Raw genomic sequence first — 15,423 nt, forward strand, 5'->3', positions numbered from 1 at the left:
AGCTTCATAATTACAAGTTTAGCATTTTCATCCAACGTAACATTCCCTGTCAAAGAGTCTGATTACTTACTGCGAAATGGCTATGACTTTTCAAGGGAAAAGATCATTCATCTAGTATAATTTCCTAGGTGAACATTATGGATGAGATTATTGGTTTCATAAGAGATTCTATTATGAAATATGGTTATAAGGGAGCTGTGATAGGTATTAGCGGAGGAATCGATTCTGCCGTTGTTGGAAAACTCGCCGTCGAAGCTCTTGGAAAGGAGAAGATATTCGGACTACTCATGCCAGAGCGCGACTCTTCAAGAGATACGATTAGGGATTCGAAGCTCGTCGCGAAGTTTCTTGGGATAGACTTCAAAGTCAAAAACATAAGCTCTGCTCTTAGAGCAATTGGTACCTATAAGCTTCAGCCTCCCGCATTCTTAATCCCTCAGACAATTAAGGAGAAGTATGTTAAACACAAGTGGGAGGAGCTGTCTTCTGACCCATTTCTTGACGATCTTTGTAATGAAGGAAACGATGAATTCAGAAGGGGACTGGCCTATTATAGATCGAAGCACAGAGTAAGGATGATCTCCCTTTACCTTGAAGCTGAAAAACGAGGATACGCGGTGCTGGGAACCACCAACAAGACCGAGCTGTTATGTGGGCTTTATGTGAAATGGGGAGACGATTCAAGCGATATTGAGCCAATAAGGCATTTGTTTAAAACCGAAGTAATCGAACTAGCAGGGCAATTGCAAATTCCAAGCAGGATAATAGAAAAACCTCCAAGTCCAGATCTCATACCTGGTGTTACTGACGAAAATGTTTTTGGAGTGACGATTGACGATCTGGACAAATCTCTTCGGCGTATTGAAGGAGGAGAAGTTCTAGACCCCCATGATACGAAATCCATGAGGGTCCTGAGAATACTTGAATCAGCCAGGTATCGAGAACTAAGAAATCTAGCTATTTCTAGGAATCACTAAGCGTCTTTAGACCGTTGCTCCACGAAATACTCATGAGATTCACAACTACTCGTTCCAGTTGCTGGTCGGCAAATTCCGGAAAGTCTGTGAACACTTGTTTTTTTGCCTCTCCCGGTCCGACACTCAATCCCTCAAGTTCTTTTTCTGCAACGTAAAGCTCTTTACCCATAGGATCTATGAGCCTGAACGATATATGAATTCCCTTGATCGTTCCGAGGTCGGAATTGTTCATAATCCGTAGGACAACCGCTTTCTTTTTGCTGAAAGTTCCCACCTTTTCTATGCTCGATTGAATAACTACTTCGCGATGAAGAGAGTCGGTTGTCTTTCTGTCCTTTGAAAGGTAAAGGTCGGCAGCCTGAGGTATAGAGTCTTCAAGGTCTAGATCCGAAACAGTGATTTCTTCTCCCAGTGGTTCGGGAAGAGACTCGTTTTTCGTTTCAAAGCTCTCCAATGATTTGTACAGTTGATACAGGTCCCAAAGGTTGTCGGTGAAGACCCTGTGTTTTCTAAGTTCTTCCACAACTATTCCTGTACTAAGAGAATCTAAGTCGATCTTTGCGTTTTCCCTGCGGATTTTCGCGCCATCCTGGCCAAAATATACACTGGAAAGAACAAACCATTCATCTGGCAACGGAAAGATCAATCTCCCAGTATGCGCTTCCTTCGAGGAGAACTCTATTGTATTCACAATAATTGGAACAACGAAATTCGTATCCCTTTTTGCAGGTATCTTTGACGCTTCTCCATCTGACACAATTCTCAGAGTTTTGCCGAGTGTTCTCGACTCGAAGGCCCAAAGAGCAACCGAATCTTCAAATAACTTGTCTTCAACTATCTTGACGCCATGAAGCTTAACCCCGCTAAGGTCAAGCTTGCTCTTTGTGAGAGAGAACTTTGATGATTCCATTTTGACTTCGATAACAGCCATGAGACGGCCCCTGTACTTCGCAAATACTGGATCGGAAGGAAATGTGAGCGTTATTCCGTCATGTTTTGATTCCTCAATAATCACTGAACCGGCATCGCTTATAAGAAAAGCCGAGTACCCCATTGTCTTCATGTTGATTCCCCCTTTCTTTTTGCTATCTCCGATAAAAGCATTATACCTTATACATTCGTCATGTCTTAAGCAAAGTTAACTAAAGGGCAGCTACCGAGTTTTCTCTAGTGAACGCCCTTCCGCCGTGGTCAAAACTAGGAGAAAACTCGGAAATATAACTGAAAACGGACCTAAATCAGATTTCATCGAAACCAATTGATAATGAGAAAATCACATGAAATGATCTCGACGGATTTCTCTTATTGGAACCTGAAAAGAATAAGCTCTTTTCGGCTCCCGAAGCTCTTTTATCTGTAAGTGTTTTGATGAATTGAGAGCCTTCCTCTTAACCTCCAGATGTAGCTTTTGAATCGTTGAAGAAAGATAAAGAAAAGGGTTTCCCCCTTTCTTTCGTAGTTTTTCACCTGGATCGTTATAAAAAGTCAGGTCTTATATCAAGGTTTAGCATCCAACTCGAAATAGAACCCAAAACCAGAGTCGCTGTGCTGAATTCCTATCTTCGGGAAAACATCTCCCAAGCCCAGGGTAGAACCTACGTTCACAAACATGTACAGCGCAGAGTGATCAAGGCTGGTATTGGTTCCACTAACTTCGACCCCGATCCCAATCTCTTTCAGGAAGAACATGGGACTCCATCCCCAGTCGATTCGATACAGGAGCTGAGCGCCGTTTGCATACCAGTAAAAATCGTCGAAGAAACCCACACCAAGATTGACAGAAGTCCCCAAAGTCGGGGCAAAACCGGCATCAAGAGAGAGCAGTGGAGTGATCTCCCCATCAGAGAGTTTTATGCCGGGTTCCAGAGAGATCGCGAAGAGATTTCCTTTCAAACTCAAAGGAACTGAAGTTGTCATTCCCCCTGATGTGTCAAATCCAATGTGCGCGTATGATCTAAATCTCGTGGAGGGGTTCAAAGGCATCTGGAAGAGTTCAGAAGATAGCCCTGCAGTTGCCACAGGAACGTTGGGAGTGCCTAAGTTTACTTTCAGAGAGACATTTACTCCTTCCAAGAACTGCCCGGTATACTCCCCCTGGAAGGAAAGCTTGTTGGTACCAAAAGTGAATAGAGGCTTCAGCTCCATAGAGTGCTTCGAATCATGTGAAAGGTGAACGGTAAGTAATCCTAGGGAAATGTTTTCGCCATCATATGATACAAACGGCGCTCTTAGGACGGGATTCAAAAAATGAAGGAAGGACTTCTTCAGGTAGTCCCCAACCGTGTACTCTACTTGTAAAGGCTCAAAGTCATCAGACTCGACTGCTGTCACGACATATGGGGTACTCTCAAAATCGAAAGCAAAAACAGACATACCCTTTTCTCTACGAGAGTGTCCGAACCCGTAGACTTTGGAGTCTAAAACGACTGCTTTTTCAAGATTTGCACCGTGAGTAAGCCTAGAGATCTGCAAAGACTCTAAATCTACTGCGAAGGCATCCATGAACCCTTCCTCATAGGCAGCAGTGAAGACCACTTTGCCTTCATAATAGTCAATCCCTCTTCCTTTTAGGTATGGATCATCGAGAATTACTCTGAACTCACCTTCTTTGAAAGTTGCTATGGCTCCATTAATACCGCTGCTGGATAGCATCATTATCAGACTTCCATCTTCAAGGATGAGCATATCTTTGACAACCCATGGGATTCTGATAAGTTGCATTTCATCAAAAAAGATCGTTGAAATCTCTGTCTTTGCATCATAAACTGCTTTGATCAGTCTTCCGTTGTAGATTTCAAATGCGGTAATCATACCTTTGTCGAGAAGTCTAACAGATAGAGGCAGCTTGTGAGACCATATCTCTCTTGACGTTGTGTTTCTTTCAGTAACAGACGTCATCAAGTAGATGTTTCCTTCGTGCCATTTCAAAGTCAGTGCTCCAAAATCGGAAAGCCTTCGGGAAAAGCCCCCATCGACGTACTCTTCGATCCCGCGCTCCACAGAGCCGTTCCAGGAAGTAGCTTCCCCAAAAATCGAATAAGAGAAGATTACACCATTTGCCGTCTTTGCAATATCATAGATCTGCCCGTTCTCAATTGTCCTGACTTCCGTAAGAGTGGCATACTTTGTTGCTCTCAACTCGGTCTCTTCTTTCCAGTCTAAATAGAGATCGTCGAGAGTTTCACCAAATGCAATCCTTGAGGCGTTTATGGGACCGATAATGGGAAATCTTCCGGAAACTTCTTTGTGAAATTGCTTAACGGATTCTATTCCAAATCTTTTCACAAGATAATCATAGAAAGTGGCCAAATAATTGTAATAAAGCGCCCCTCCTCGGTAATCTTCGCCAGATACGGATAGCGCATAATCAAGACCGGGAAAAGAGTTTGATTTCGAATTCTGATAAGTCATTTCCCTTCCCCACATTGGATTGTTCAATCTGCCTTCGGAGAAGAAGTTAGACGATTCTGCAAAAAGCGTCACTCCTTCTACGAATGGTGAAAGCTGCTGAGGTGAAAGCATTTCCGTTCCAAAAATCACCCTGGAGACAAAGGCTGGAAAACCCGTTGTGTAGGTCAGGTGAGCAATATGTGTGAACTCATGCATAAGAAGCAGCCTGTAATGGTTCGATTCATTCATTCTAGTCGAAAGCATTGTATCGGCAGGCCACACGAAGATCTGAATAGTCTTGTGATTGTGAGGTTGAGCCAGACCGTTTGTGTTCGCTCCGAAGTCGGCTAGAACAATGTTTATCCTGCCAGGATCGTTGCCGATTAGTTCAATGGCTTTTGATCTTATCGATTCGAATGTATTACCTACATTAACGGCAACTTCCTCATATCCCTCGGGATAGTAAATGTCAGCATTTGGGAATTCAAGAACACAATTAGCCATTAAGGTGGCCGTGATAAGAGTGATAATTGCAAAGAATGGTAAAGATTTCCTCATTTTATACCTCCCGCCTCAGACCATCGATGAAGGGACTATTCCCCAAGATGAAGCTACAAACCAAACGTCTCCTCAAAAACGCGTTTAACCTTTCTTTCATTCAAATCCGTTCTGAAAGTCAGCTTAATCTTGCCTTCATTCCATACGATTTTGATTACTGTGCTATCGGAAGAAGTTCCCTGAGAAGAATTCGTATTGCTGGAGACCTTGATTTTTCTGAGTGATTCTTTTGGAATAAAGAGATTACCAGGTGTTTCATTCAAGATCTCCTCTTTTGTCTTCTCGTTGTATCTGTCAAGCAGGGAATAGCCTGACGACATCACAGATGCCATCTTCTTAAAGAACCCTTCCTTCCGCTCTTCAGAGGCATCCTTTGCTTTTTTAATGGCTTCATTCGTTAGTTCTCTGGTCAACTGCACCAACATGATTCCCTCTGGAATTAAAACAACATCGTACACCTTACTTCCAAAGAGTCCTGTAGAGCCCCCGGGAAAAAGCGCCAAAACGTTGTCCATAAAGAAACCCTCCAAATGAAAAGTCTGCTTACAGTTACGTTATATTCTAACACTGATGAGCTGTCTTACCGCAAATCGATAGCCAGTTTGATGCATAATATTGTTGCAGAGACTCAAAAACCCAAGGAGGTTTCTATGTGGGCATTTCTTGATGGTGAATTTGTTCAGGAAAAGGAAAGGCTTGTTCAGCTGGAGAACCGCGGACTGACTTTTGCAGACGGTCTCTTTGAGGTTATTAGAACACTGGAAGGGAGAATACTGTTCTTTGAGGATCATTATTCAAGGATGAAAAAAAGTGCCGAATTCTTCAATATTGAAATGCGATTCCCTTCTGAAGAGGCAAGGAGGATTGCAGTTGAGTTAGTCAAAAGAAATGGTATAGAAGACGGGGAATTATATATCGAACTCACTAGGGGCACCGACCCTCACAGAGATCACAGATACCCGCCGAAAGAAACCAGGAGCACGTTTTTCATGCTTGCACTTCCTCTAAGAAAGATAGATTCTACTAGCTGGAGAGATGGAGTCAAGCTTCTTACATATCCCGACTTGCGCCACGGACTCTGTGAACACAAAACGATAAACTTATTACCAAATGTTCTTGCCAAGAATTTTGCGTACGCCAGAGGAGGTTATGAAGCTCTGATGTTCAGAGAGTCAAACGGAAAAAAGTACGCTACCGAAGGTGGAAGCTCAAATTACTTCTTTGTGAAAGACGGCGTCTTCTACACTCCCGAGGTTGACAATATTCTTTCCGGCATCACAAGAGGGAAGGTGATCTCTCTTGTCGAGGATCTTGGTTATGAGGTCGTTGAAAAGCGCATCGCCTTGGAAGAGTTCTTCAATGCAGAGGAAGTCTTCCTTGCCAGCACAGTTTCTCGTGTTATGCCCGTTAGGGCTATAGATGATGTCTCCTTCGAAGTATGCGGCAAGCATACTGCTAAGGTCATGAGAGCTTATGAGGATCTCTTTTTCTCTGCCAGATGAACGATTCGGTTCGAATTTTCGATTAAAGTAAACAATAGGTGTAAATTCCGCTTACTGGCCTTTCGTAAGCTAAGCCAGTATATAATTGCATAAATCTGTCATGTTCCACATCATCTTTCTTGGAGGTGTCACGCGATGAAGAAACTCTTTGTCTGTATGCTCGTTCTTTTTTTCTCGGGTCTGTCTTTGGCGCAGATTTCCGCAGAAGAAGCGATACCAGTAATTGAATCTAGAGGGATTTTGACTTCAGTTGACGAGTCACCACTAACTTTCACAGAGTTTAAGGCGGCTATTGAAAAGGCCTTCCCTGGTAAGGAAGAAATCATTAAGGGGAAGGGTGAAGTTTCAAGAGCGGATTTTGCAGTTGCAATGGTTGAAGTTCTTGGACTGCAGTCCGAAGCAGAGGCATTTGACGAGATTTGTACGACTGCTCTCGATGAGTGGGAAGCTCCGGAGGAAGCTTGGGGAGCGCTTACCGTTGCTTACAGAAGCAACCGCCAGCTTCTTGACTTCAGGTACGGCCATGTGATCGAGGCCAGTTCGCCAATCACTAGGAAAGAGGCGGCAATATCCATTTATATGGCAATAAATCCACCCGCGAAGGGTGGTACGGCCACTACAGCTGTTACTGCAGATGCGCCCGGTTTCAACACGCTGTTTACTTCTGCGGGTTTGACATGGACAATCTGTAATATCATCGGCGATGGAGTCACCGGCACAGATAAGGATGGGTTCTATTTCCCCAGGATGATAAAGAGAATGCCGTCTCTTGAGAACGGTCTAATGGTAATAAATGAAGATGGTTCTCTCACCATAACTTATGAACTGAGAAAGGGTATGAAGTGGCATGATGGAGAACCCGTTACTGCTCACGATGCGAAATTCCAGTGGGAAGTAATGAACAGTGGTGCTCCTGTTACGACGAACTACTTCGAAAGTTCCGTTTCGGAAGTAGAAGTTATCGACGATTACACATACTCTATCACTCTTCCAGAACCTCTGAGTAATGCAGAGCTAGGTTCTTCTGTTTACGCTTACTACTTTGGATGGTTCCAACTCCCCGAACACGTTTTCAGAGATAGTTACGAGGAAGCGAAGCATTCTGGAAGCTGGGACAGTTTCGTGGAAAATGCGACAAAGAATCCGATTATGACAGGACCGTACAAGCTAAAAGAATACGTGGAAGGCCAGTATGTGATAATGGAAGCTTTTGATGAGTACTACATGGATAGACCGAACATCGACCAGTTGGTTATGAGAATTATTCCAGACATGGATGTCGTATTCGCATCCACACTTAATGGGGAAATCGATTTCGGAAGATACACTCTAACTCTAAAACAATCAGTGCAGCTTGAGAATGAACGAGCAGATATGTTCAACGTTTTCTACACACCAAACATTGCTTATGATAACCTGAATCTGAATTTGAGAGATCCAGAGGATACATCTAAGCCACATCCGATCTTTGGAGACAAGAGAGTAAGGCAGGCCGTTCTCTATGGTCTAAATAGAGAACAGATAAGCAATGTAGTCTACGCAGGCCTTGCCGAAGTCGTAGATACCTGGATAACCGATCTGCACCAGATGAGAGATGCTCTCAAGAGCCCGGAGGTTAAGCACTACGAGTACAACCCCGCGAAAGCCAAAGCTCTTCTCGAAGAGGCAGGCTGGAAGCTTAACAGTAAAGGCATATACGAAAAGGACGGAACGCCTCTGAAGTTTAGCCTTTCTCTCGCCTCTGGCAGCGGCGATTACCAGATGATGGCCCAGATGATCCAGGGAATGTTGAAGCAAATTGGAATGGAAGTAGAAATTGAGGTGATGCCAGCGCTGGTAATCTGGACCGAGATATTCCCCTATGGGGATTTTGATGCACATATCTCAGGCTGGGGGTATGGAGTCAGCGACGAAGCGGCGAATTATTGGACCACTGATCAGATACCCTCTGAAGAGAATTATTGGGGAGGAATGAACTTCACCGGCTGGGCAAATGCGGAAAACGATGAAATAGTCAACGCAGCCGCCAGGGAGCTCGATCCGGAAAAGAAGCTGGCACTCTATGAAAAGCACTTCGCGCTTTGGACCGAGGAACTCCCTGTTCTGCCCCTGGTTGTTGCGCCGACACCCCATTTTGCAAAGAAATACATTAAGAGCTTCAATTCCGGCTACGACAACGGTTTGGGCTGGATAATTCAGAACTGGTACATTGACGAGCAATAAGAATCTTTGGGGGAGAAGAGGATCTTCTCCCCCATCTTCAATTTCATAATTTCGGAGGTTTAGATATGAAGTTCATCGAGCTTATCGATTCTGTTCCCGATTATAAGGAGTTTTTCACCGTTGAGGAGATGGATCGGCGATCTCTAGAGCTGGCAAAGAGATATCCTGGAAAAGTCAAAGTTTACGAAGCAGGAAAATCACGCGGAGAAAATCCAATCTACGTACTTGAAATTGGCAGCGGAAAGAAGAATGCTCTTCTCTTTGGCTGTCCGCACCCTAACGAACCGATTGGCGCAATGATGCTGGACTTCCTAAGTGAAAGACTTGCCAACGACGATACCTTTCGGGATCAGTTTGACTACACCTGGCATTTGATTAAGGTAATAGATGTTGACGGTACTAAATTGAATGAAGGTTGGTTCAAGGATTCTTCATCCATAAGAAAATACGCAGCCAACTTCTACAGACCGCCCGGTCATGAGCAAGTTGAATGGACCTTCCCGGTCGACTATGAAACGCTTCACTTTCACTCGCCTTTACCAGAGACGCAAGTGCTTATGAAACTTATCGAGGAGAAGAAACCCGAGTTCATGTATTCTCTTCACAATTCTGGTTTTGGAGGCGTCTATTATTATGTGAGTGACGCAGTTCCAGAACTCTACGAGACTTTCAGCAAACTTCCCGGTTTGTTTGATTTACCGCTTTCTCTTGGAGAGCCCGAAGCACCTTTTTTGGAGCAGCTTGAACCAGCCGTTTTCAAGCTTTTCGGAATGGCTCAAGAGTACGATTATCTGAAGAAGAATCTTGGTCCCGACAAGGACCCGGCAGACGTCATCAAGGCCGGGACTAGTTCTGATGATTTTGCTTCATCCGTAGCCGATACGTTTTCCTTAGTTTGTGAGATGCCATATTACTATGATTCAAGGGTAGAAGACATGTCTGAAGCCGATATTACGAGGAAGGAAGCGCAGAGATTCAATTATCAAAGGTCCGTTGAGAATTTTGAGTTCGTCAGCGAAGTGATGAAAGCAGTTGAACCATATGTTATTGACAGAAATTCCCCGTTCTACAGGGTCTTCAAGAATGTTCTTGAAACCTATCCCGATCAACTGCAGGCGCAGAAGAACTGGATTGAAAACGATCCGTCTCTGGAGAGAAAGGCAAGTGTGGCAGAGGTCTTTGATAATAAGATAGTCAGCCAGTTCTATCAATCATTGATGCTCGGGATGCTAAGAAGGCTATTAAGAGAAAACGACAATGGATCTAAGGAGCTAGCGGCGATCTCCAAGATGGCAGATGAGGCATTTGAGAGAAAAATGGAGTATCTTGAAAACAATCTGAACTACACTGCAGTCCCCATAAAGAGCCTTGTCAGTGTTCAGTTGATTGCAGGTTTGAACGTCGCCGACTATATTCAGAGAAGGGAAAGCTAGAAGTCGTGAAGGTGTATTTTCTAAAGAGGTTTCTTGAACTTATCCCGATTTTCTTCGCAATCTCAATAATAATATTCGTCATAATGAACTCAATGCCAGGTGACCCACTACTGCAAATGAGAATGCAAAACCCTCGTGCAATGACCAATGACCCCGAAAGAATGAAGGAACTCAGAGAGTACTATCATCTTGATGACCCTCTTCCGGTTAAGTACTTTACCTGGTTGAAGAGTGTTCTAACCGGTGACCTGGGTTATTCAAGTATGTACAAGTCTCCTGTAATAGATCTGATTGCTTCACGTTTGCCCAACACGCTAGTGCTCACGATCACTGCCTGGCTAATCGGGCTTGTATTTGCACTTCCAATAGGCATTATTTCAGCCGTTAAAAAGTATTCGACCTTCGACTACGCAACCACCATATTTGCTTTTATCGGCATTTCATTGCCGGGCTTCTGGTTTGCTTTGATCGCAATCATTATCTTCAGTGTTAATTTAGGCTGGTTCCCCGTTTCGGGTATGGCAACCTATGGAATAACCGGTTTTTGGAATATCTTTGCAGACAGAGTGAGACACCTTGTGCTGCCTGCCTTTGTATTGGGATTGGTTCAGGTGGCATCATGGGTAAGATACATCAGGACGTCGCTGCTCGAAGTTCTCGATCAAGACTATGTAAGAACTGCTTACGCTAAGGGAGTGCCCGACAGAAAAGTAATCATTAAACATGCGCTGAAAAATGCGATGATACCGATAATCACTATAATTGCACTTGATATTCCGTATTTCTTCGGTGGAGCGTTGATCATTGAAACTGTCTTTTCATGGCCCGGAATGGGAAGGCTTATGTACAATGCAGTTATTTCCAGCGACTATAATCTTGCGATCAGCTGTCTAATGTTTCTGGCAATAATAACGTTGATTTCGAATCTTGTTGCCGACTTCCTGTACGTGATGGTCGATCCCAGAATCAGAATGGGAAGAAAGGGAGCTTAGTTATGGCAAAGTTTTTTTACAAGAGAAAACTGGATGAGATAGAGGAGAAAGCGCGACCTGTTCACATAAACAGCTACAAACAACTCGTGTGGACGAAATTCAAGAGCCACAAACTTGCCCTTTTTGGTGCCGTCGTGTTGATTGGTGTAGCGTTTTTCACTCTGCTTGGCCCCCTCTTCGTTGAGGTAGGGTACGAAGATATGGATTTTTCAAATCTCTTTTCTCCACCGTTGACTGAGGGTCATCCCTTTGGTACCGATGAACTTGGACATGATGTACTCGTGAGAGTTATGTATGGCGGAAGGATATCGTTATTTGTGGGTTTTGCTTCAGCAGTCATTACGACTCTAATAGGAACGCTCGTGGGATTGTTTTCGGGTTTTTACGGTGGAATCGTTGATAGGTTGTTGATGAGATTCGTAGACGTAATGCTTTCTATACCGATGTTCCCAATTTTGATAACCCTTACTCTTGTTTTTGGTTCGGGAATTATGAATATCATTCTTGTACTTACTGTGTTTGGCTGGATGGGAGTTTCAAGATTGGTTAGAGGACTGGTTCTTTCGATAAGAGAGACTGAGTACGTAATGTCAGCAAGGGCTATGGGTGTGAGAAATGGAAGAATCATATTGAGGCATGTTCTGCCCAACGTTATACCGATAGTTATTGTCTCTGCCACCTTGAACATGTCTTACGCAATTCTTGCCGAATCATCGCTGAGTTACCTGGGACTTGGCATTCAACCTCCGATGCCTTCATGGGGAAATATGCTTCAGAGGGCAATGAATTACATATTGGGAACCACTGCTGGTACTAATCCCTGGTGGCTTACCGTCTTTCCAGGGTTCTTTATTTTCATAACCGTGTTGAACGTAAACTTCCTGGGAGATGGGCTTAGAGACGCTTTAGATCCCAAATTTGTGAGTGAGAGTTGAAGTTCATGGAGAGAATACTAGAAGTTGATGACCTGAAAATCTCTTTCAGGACACAGCTCGGAAAGATAACACCGGTCGATGGCGTTTCTTTTGGATTGTCAAAAGGCGAAACTCTAGGAATCGTGGGAGAGTCCGGGTGTGGGAAGACGATCACAGCCTTTTCAATTGTTAGACTACTTCCCAAAAACGCATTCCTGGGCGACAAAACTAAGATCTCTTTCAGGGGAAGGGACATTTCTACGCTGAGTAAACAAGAGCTACAGAAAATCAGGGGAAAGTCAATATCCATGGTATTTCAAGAGCCCATGACTTCTTTGAATCCTCTTTATACAATTGGATGGCAAATCTCGGAAGTGTACAGACTGCACGAAGGTCTTGATGAAGATGATGCGATGAAGAGAAGCATTGAAATGCTGCGACTTGTAGGAATTCCAGAACCCCAGAAGAGAGTGAAGGAATTTCCTCATCAATTATCCGGGGGGATGAGGCAGAGGGTAATGATTGCCATGGCTCTTGCTTGCAGTCCTGAGCTACTGATAGCTGACGAGCCGACTACTGCACTGGATGTCACGATACAGGCCCAGGTGCTTGAACTTATGAACGAGTTGAAGAGCAAGTTTGACACCGCAACTATAATAATTACTCACGACTTGGGCGTAATCGCTGAAATGTGCGACAGGGTTGTTGTGATGTACGCCGGCCAGATTGTTGAAAGCGGAGGAGTATTCGATATCTTTGACAAACCAGTTCATCCCTACACAAAAGGTCTCATAAGTTCTATACCTAAGATAGATGTTGCAAAAAAGGATCAAAAGAAGCTCAATGTAATAAACGGTTACGTACCACATCCATCGAATTTTCCGGAAGGATGCAGATTCAGGCCCCGATGTCCTGTAGCGTTCGAAAAGTGCACACAGCAGCCGCCAGTAGTTCAGATTGAGAGACAGCACTCCGTTCGATGTTGGCTTTTCGAAGGGCGTGATGTATTATGAAAGCCTCTCCGATGGTAGAGATTAGGGATCTCAGAAAATGGTTTCCCGTGAAGAGTGGGTTTAAAGTGAAGTCTCATTTGAAGGCCGTGGATGGTGTTGACCTAGAAATAGTAAAGGGAGAGACTCTTGGATTGGTTGGAGAATCGGGTTGCGGTAAGACAACGATAGGAAGGACTTTGATAAAGATTTACCAGCCTACTGGAGGTGAGTTTCTCTATAGAGGAGAAGGCTCCCCCGAAGGTGGCATTGATATCTTTTCCCTCTCTGAATCCAAAATGAGGCCATTCAGAAGAGAGATACAGATGGTGTTCCAGGATCCGTACGCTTCTCTGAATCCACGCATGACTGTATTCGATATAATTGCAGAAGGTTTGAGAGTCCATTCAGTTGGTAGGAGCAAAGAAGAGCGCAAGGCAATGATAGCCGAGATACTTGAAAAGGTCGGTCTTAGACCGGAGTACATGTTCCGCTATCCTCACGAGTTCTCTGGTGGTCAGAGACAGAGAATTGGAATAGCAAGGTCAATAATTCTTAACCCGAGTCTGGTCATTTGTGATGAGCCGGTTTCGGCTCTCGATGTCTCAGTTCAGGCTCAGGTGATAAATCTTCTCGAGGATCTGAAACATGATTTTGGCCTCACATATCTCTTCATTGCTCACGATCTGGCAGTCGTAAAACACATCTGTGACAGGATTTCTGTGATGTATCTTGGAAAGATTGTTGAAACGGCAGAAACCGATTCCCTTTTTAACGATCCTCTGCACCCTTACACAAGGGGATTGTTATCCTCGATTCCTATCCCGAATCCCCACTTAAGAAGTGCCAGAAATAGAGAGATAGTGAAAGGGGATATTCCCTCACCTGTTGATCCACCAGAAACGTGCAGATTCGTTAAGAGATGCCCGAGGGCATTCGATAGATGCTGGAAAGAAAGCCCTTCATTGAAGGAAGTGAGTGATGGTCACTTTGTTTCGTGCTTTCTTTATGATTAATAGATTGTTCTGAAGAAGTTCTTGACCCGTCTTGAATTGCGAACCGCTGTGAGCAAGTCTCTCAATCGAAAATATAGATCCATGAAAATAGGGTATCTATGAGACGACCATCGACATGTCGGAACTCATAGTAGTTGTCAGGCGTTGATATCTCACCCTCTACAGGCATGAAGTAATGATCGAGGCCGGGCAACAACTGGAAATAGACATTGATTTTTGTCCAGAGTGCGTTCATGAACATTATGTAATCCTGGACGGTCGACTCAAAGTCGGCGTCACCCTGCACTATCAACACAGGTATTTCCAGCTCCCTTATTGTTTCTATTGGGCTCATCTTGTCGAGTTCATAATAGTAACCGGCTGTCGCTGCAAGCACGGGAGCTCCTGGAGGTAGCTTCCCTTCCAAAGCGATCTGCAGATAATCTGTTAGGAGCTGAGTCTGTTGTCCAATCTCCCCCTTGTTGAGCGAGGAAATGTACTTCTGTTTGTCAATTATTACCTGGAGCTCTCTTCTAGAGGGAGTAGCCATCAGAATTATTCCATCGACTCTTGAATCTCTCATTGCTATGGTGGGGGCAACCCTTCCCCCAAGTCCGTGACCGGCAAGGAAGATCGAAGAAACCGAAGGAATTCTTGAAGCGGCAGTTATAGCCTTGATTACATCTTCTATTACTTCCGTCTCGATACTTGGAGAAGTCTGAGATAAGCGCTCTCCGAACACGAATGTTCTCTTGTCATAACGAAGAACGGCCACGCCCTGGGTCGCAAGGCCCCATGCAATCTGTCTGAAGGGTTTGTTGGGACCTATTGTCGAATCTCTGTCAAGAGCTCCGGAATCGTGAATCAGAATGACAAGCGGGTACCTGTCTATCTCCTTGGGGACCGTTATTACTGCTGGGAGACGGTATCTTCCCTCACCTATAGTGATCTCAAATTCATCGAACTTGCTAGTATCTATATATTCAGCTATTGCACCCGGCTGTGACGTCGGTTGGACCACAAATGTATCGATTTTGCCCTGATCATCTACCACCACGTTGAAGTCAATGAATCCTCTCTCAAACTGAGCGTGGAAGATATATACCGTGTAGCCTCTCAATACACTTGTTTCGGTGGAGAAGATGAACAGATAACTGCCATACTCCTCTTCTAACTGCTGAAACTCCTGCACCATGTTATCGACGCTATAGAGAGCTCTGGCTCTAACGCTTTGCATCTCGTAAGCGAGATGGTAATTGCCTCGCAATAAAAGCTGAAGGTACCTGTCAGCAAGTACCTCAGATCCAAAAAGCGTAGCAATAATCAGAAATATAAAAGCGCCAATCGAAAAGATTCTCTTCAACCGGATTTCTCCCATTACAATTATTAACGTTCTATCTCAATGATAACTCACTTTGCCTTGAATGGAGAAAGTGTTGGAGAGCCTCGG

12 protein-coding genes are annotated in these 15,423 nt (G+C 44.3%); 8 read left to right on the top strand and 4 right to left on the bottom strand.

The window, feature by feature from the left end; genetic code table 11:
* The first annotated feature begins 137 nt into the window (after positions 1–137).
* The gene (gene nadE / locus THEBA_RS10620) at positions 138–977 is read left to right on the top strand and encodes an NAD(+) synthase (protein WP_014731529.1); all 840 of its coding nucleotides are present in this window, start codon (positions 138–140) and stop codon (positions 975–977) included.
* Here the strand turns inward: nadE and THEBA_RS10625 are convergent.
* The 3 genes from THEBA_RS10625 to THEBA_RS10635 all read right to left on the bottom strand — a co-directional run bounded on the left by THEBA_RS10625 (position 964) and on the right by THEBA_RS10635 (position 5,440).
* The gene (locus THEBA_RS10625) at positions 964–2,040 is read right to left on the bottom strand and encodes a hypothetical protein (protein ID WP_014731530.1); all 1,077 of its coding nucleotides are present in this window, start codon (positions 2,038–2,040) and stop codon (positions 964–966) included. The two genes, nadE and THEBA_RS10625, sit on opposite strands and share 14 nt — an antisense overlap.
* A gap of 434 nt (positions 2,041–2,474) precedes the next feature.
* Positions 2,475–4,925 carry a hypothetical protein gene (locus tag THEBA_RS10630; protein ID WP_014731531.1) on the bottom strand — a complete coding sequence of 817 codons (2,451 nt, stop codon included), beginning with the start codon at positions 4,923–4,925 and terminating at the stop codon, positions 2,475–2,477.
* A gap of 53 nt (positions 4,926–4,978) precedes the next feature.
* Positions 4,979–5,440, bottom strand: coding sequence for a hypothetical protein (locus tag THEBA_RS10635; protein WP_014731532.1), 462 nt, complete (start codon positions 5,438–5,440; stop codon positions 4,979–4,981).
* Positions 5,441–5,575: 135 nt separating this feature from the next.
* Here THEBA_RS10635 and THEBA_RS10640 point away from each other — a divergent pair, with 135 nt between their 5' ends.
* The 7 genes from THEBA_RS10640 to THEBA_RS10670 all read left to right on the top strand — a co-directional run bounded on the left by THEBA_RS10640 (position 5,576) and on the right by THEBA_RS10670 (position 13,994).
* A complete protein-coding gene (locus THEBA_RS10640) occupies positions 5,576–6,427 on the top strand; it encodes an aminotransferase class IV (RefSeq protein WP_014731533.1) in 852 nt (283 codons plus the stop codon).
* Positions 6,428–6,562: 135 nt separating this feature from the next.
* Positions 6,563–8,650, top strand: a complete 2,088-nt coding sequence (locus THEBA_RS10645) for a peptide ABC transporter substrate-binding protein (RefSeq protein ID WP_014731534.1) — start codon at positions 6,563–6,565, stop codon at positions 8,648–8,650.
* A gap of 65 nt (positions 8,651–8,715) precedes the next feature.
* Positions 8,716–10,083, top strand: a complete 1,368-nt coding sequence (locus THEBA_RS10650) for a M14 family zinc carboxypeptidase (protein ID WP_014731535.1) — start codon at positions 8,716–8,718, stop codon at positions 10,081–10,083.
* Positions 10,084–10,088: 5 nt separating this feature from the next.
* Entirely contained in the window at positions 10,089–11,075 is a 987-nt protein-coding gene (locus tag THEBA_RS10655; protein ID WP_041928219.1) for an ABC transporter permease, read from the top strand.
* 2 nt (positions 11,076–11,077) lie between these two features.
* Entirely contained in the window at positions 11,078–12,010 is a 933-nt protein-coding gene (locus THEBA_RS10660) for an ABC transporter permease (RefSeq protein WP_014731537.1), read from the top strand.
* Positions 12,011–12,015: 5 nt separating this feature from the next.
* Positions 12,016–13,002 carry an ABC transporter ATP-binding protein gene (locus THEBA_RS10665; RefSeq protein WP_014731538.1) on the top strand — a complete coding sequence of 329 codons (987 nt, stop codon included), beginning with the start codon at positions 12,016–12,018 and terminating at the stop codon, positions 13,000–13,002.
* Entirely contained in the window at positions 12,999–13,994 is a 996-nt protein-coding gene (locus THEBA_RS10670; RefSeq protein WP_014731539.1) for an ABC transporter ATP-binding protein, read from the top strand. The genes THEBA_RS10665 and THEBA_RS10670 overlap by 4 nt, the downstream gene beginning before the upstream one ends.
* Before the next feature lie 61 nt (positions 13,995–14,055).
* Here the strand turns inward: THEBA_RS10670 and THEBA_RS10675 are convergent, their stop codons facing one another.
* Entirely contained in the window at positions 14,056–15,336 is a 1,281-nt protein-coding gene (locus THEBA_RS10675; protein ID WP_014731540.1) for an alpha/beta hydrolase, read from the bottom strand.
* Positions 15,337–15,423: the final 87 nt, after the last annotated feature.

This window comes from Mesotoga prima MesG1.Ag.4.2 (assembly GCF_000147715.2).
Taxonomy (GTDB): domain Bacteria; phylum Thermotogota; class Thermotogae; order Petrotogales; family Kosmotogaceae; genus Mesotoga; species Mesotoga prima.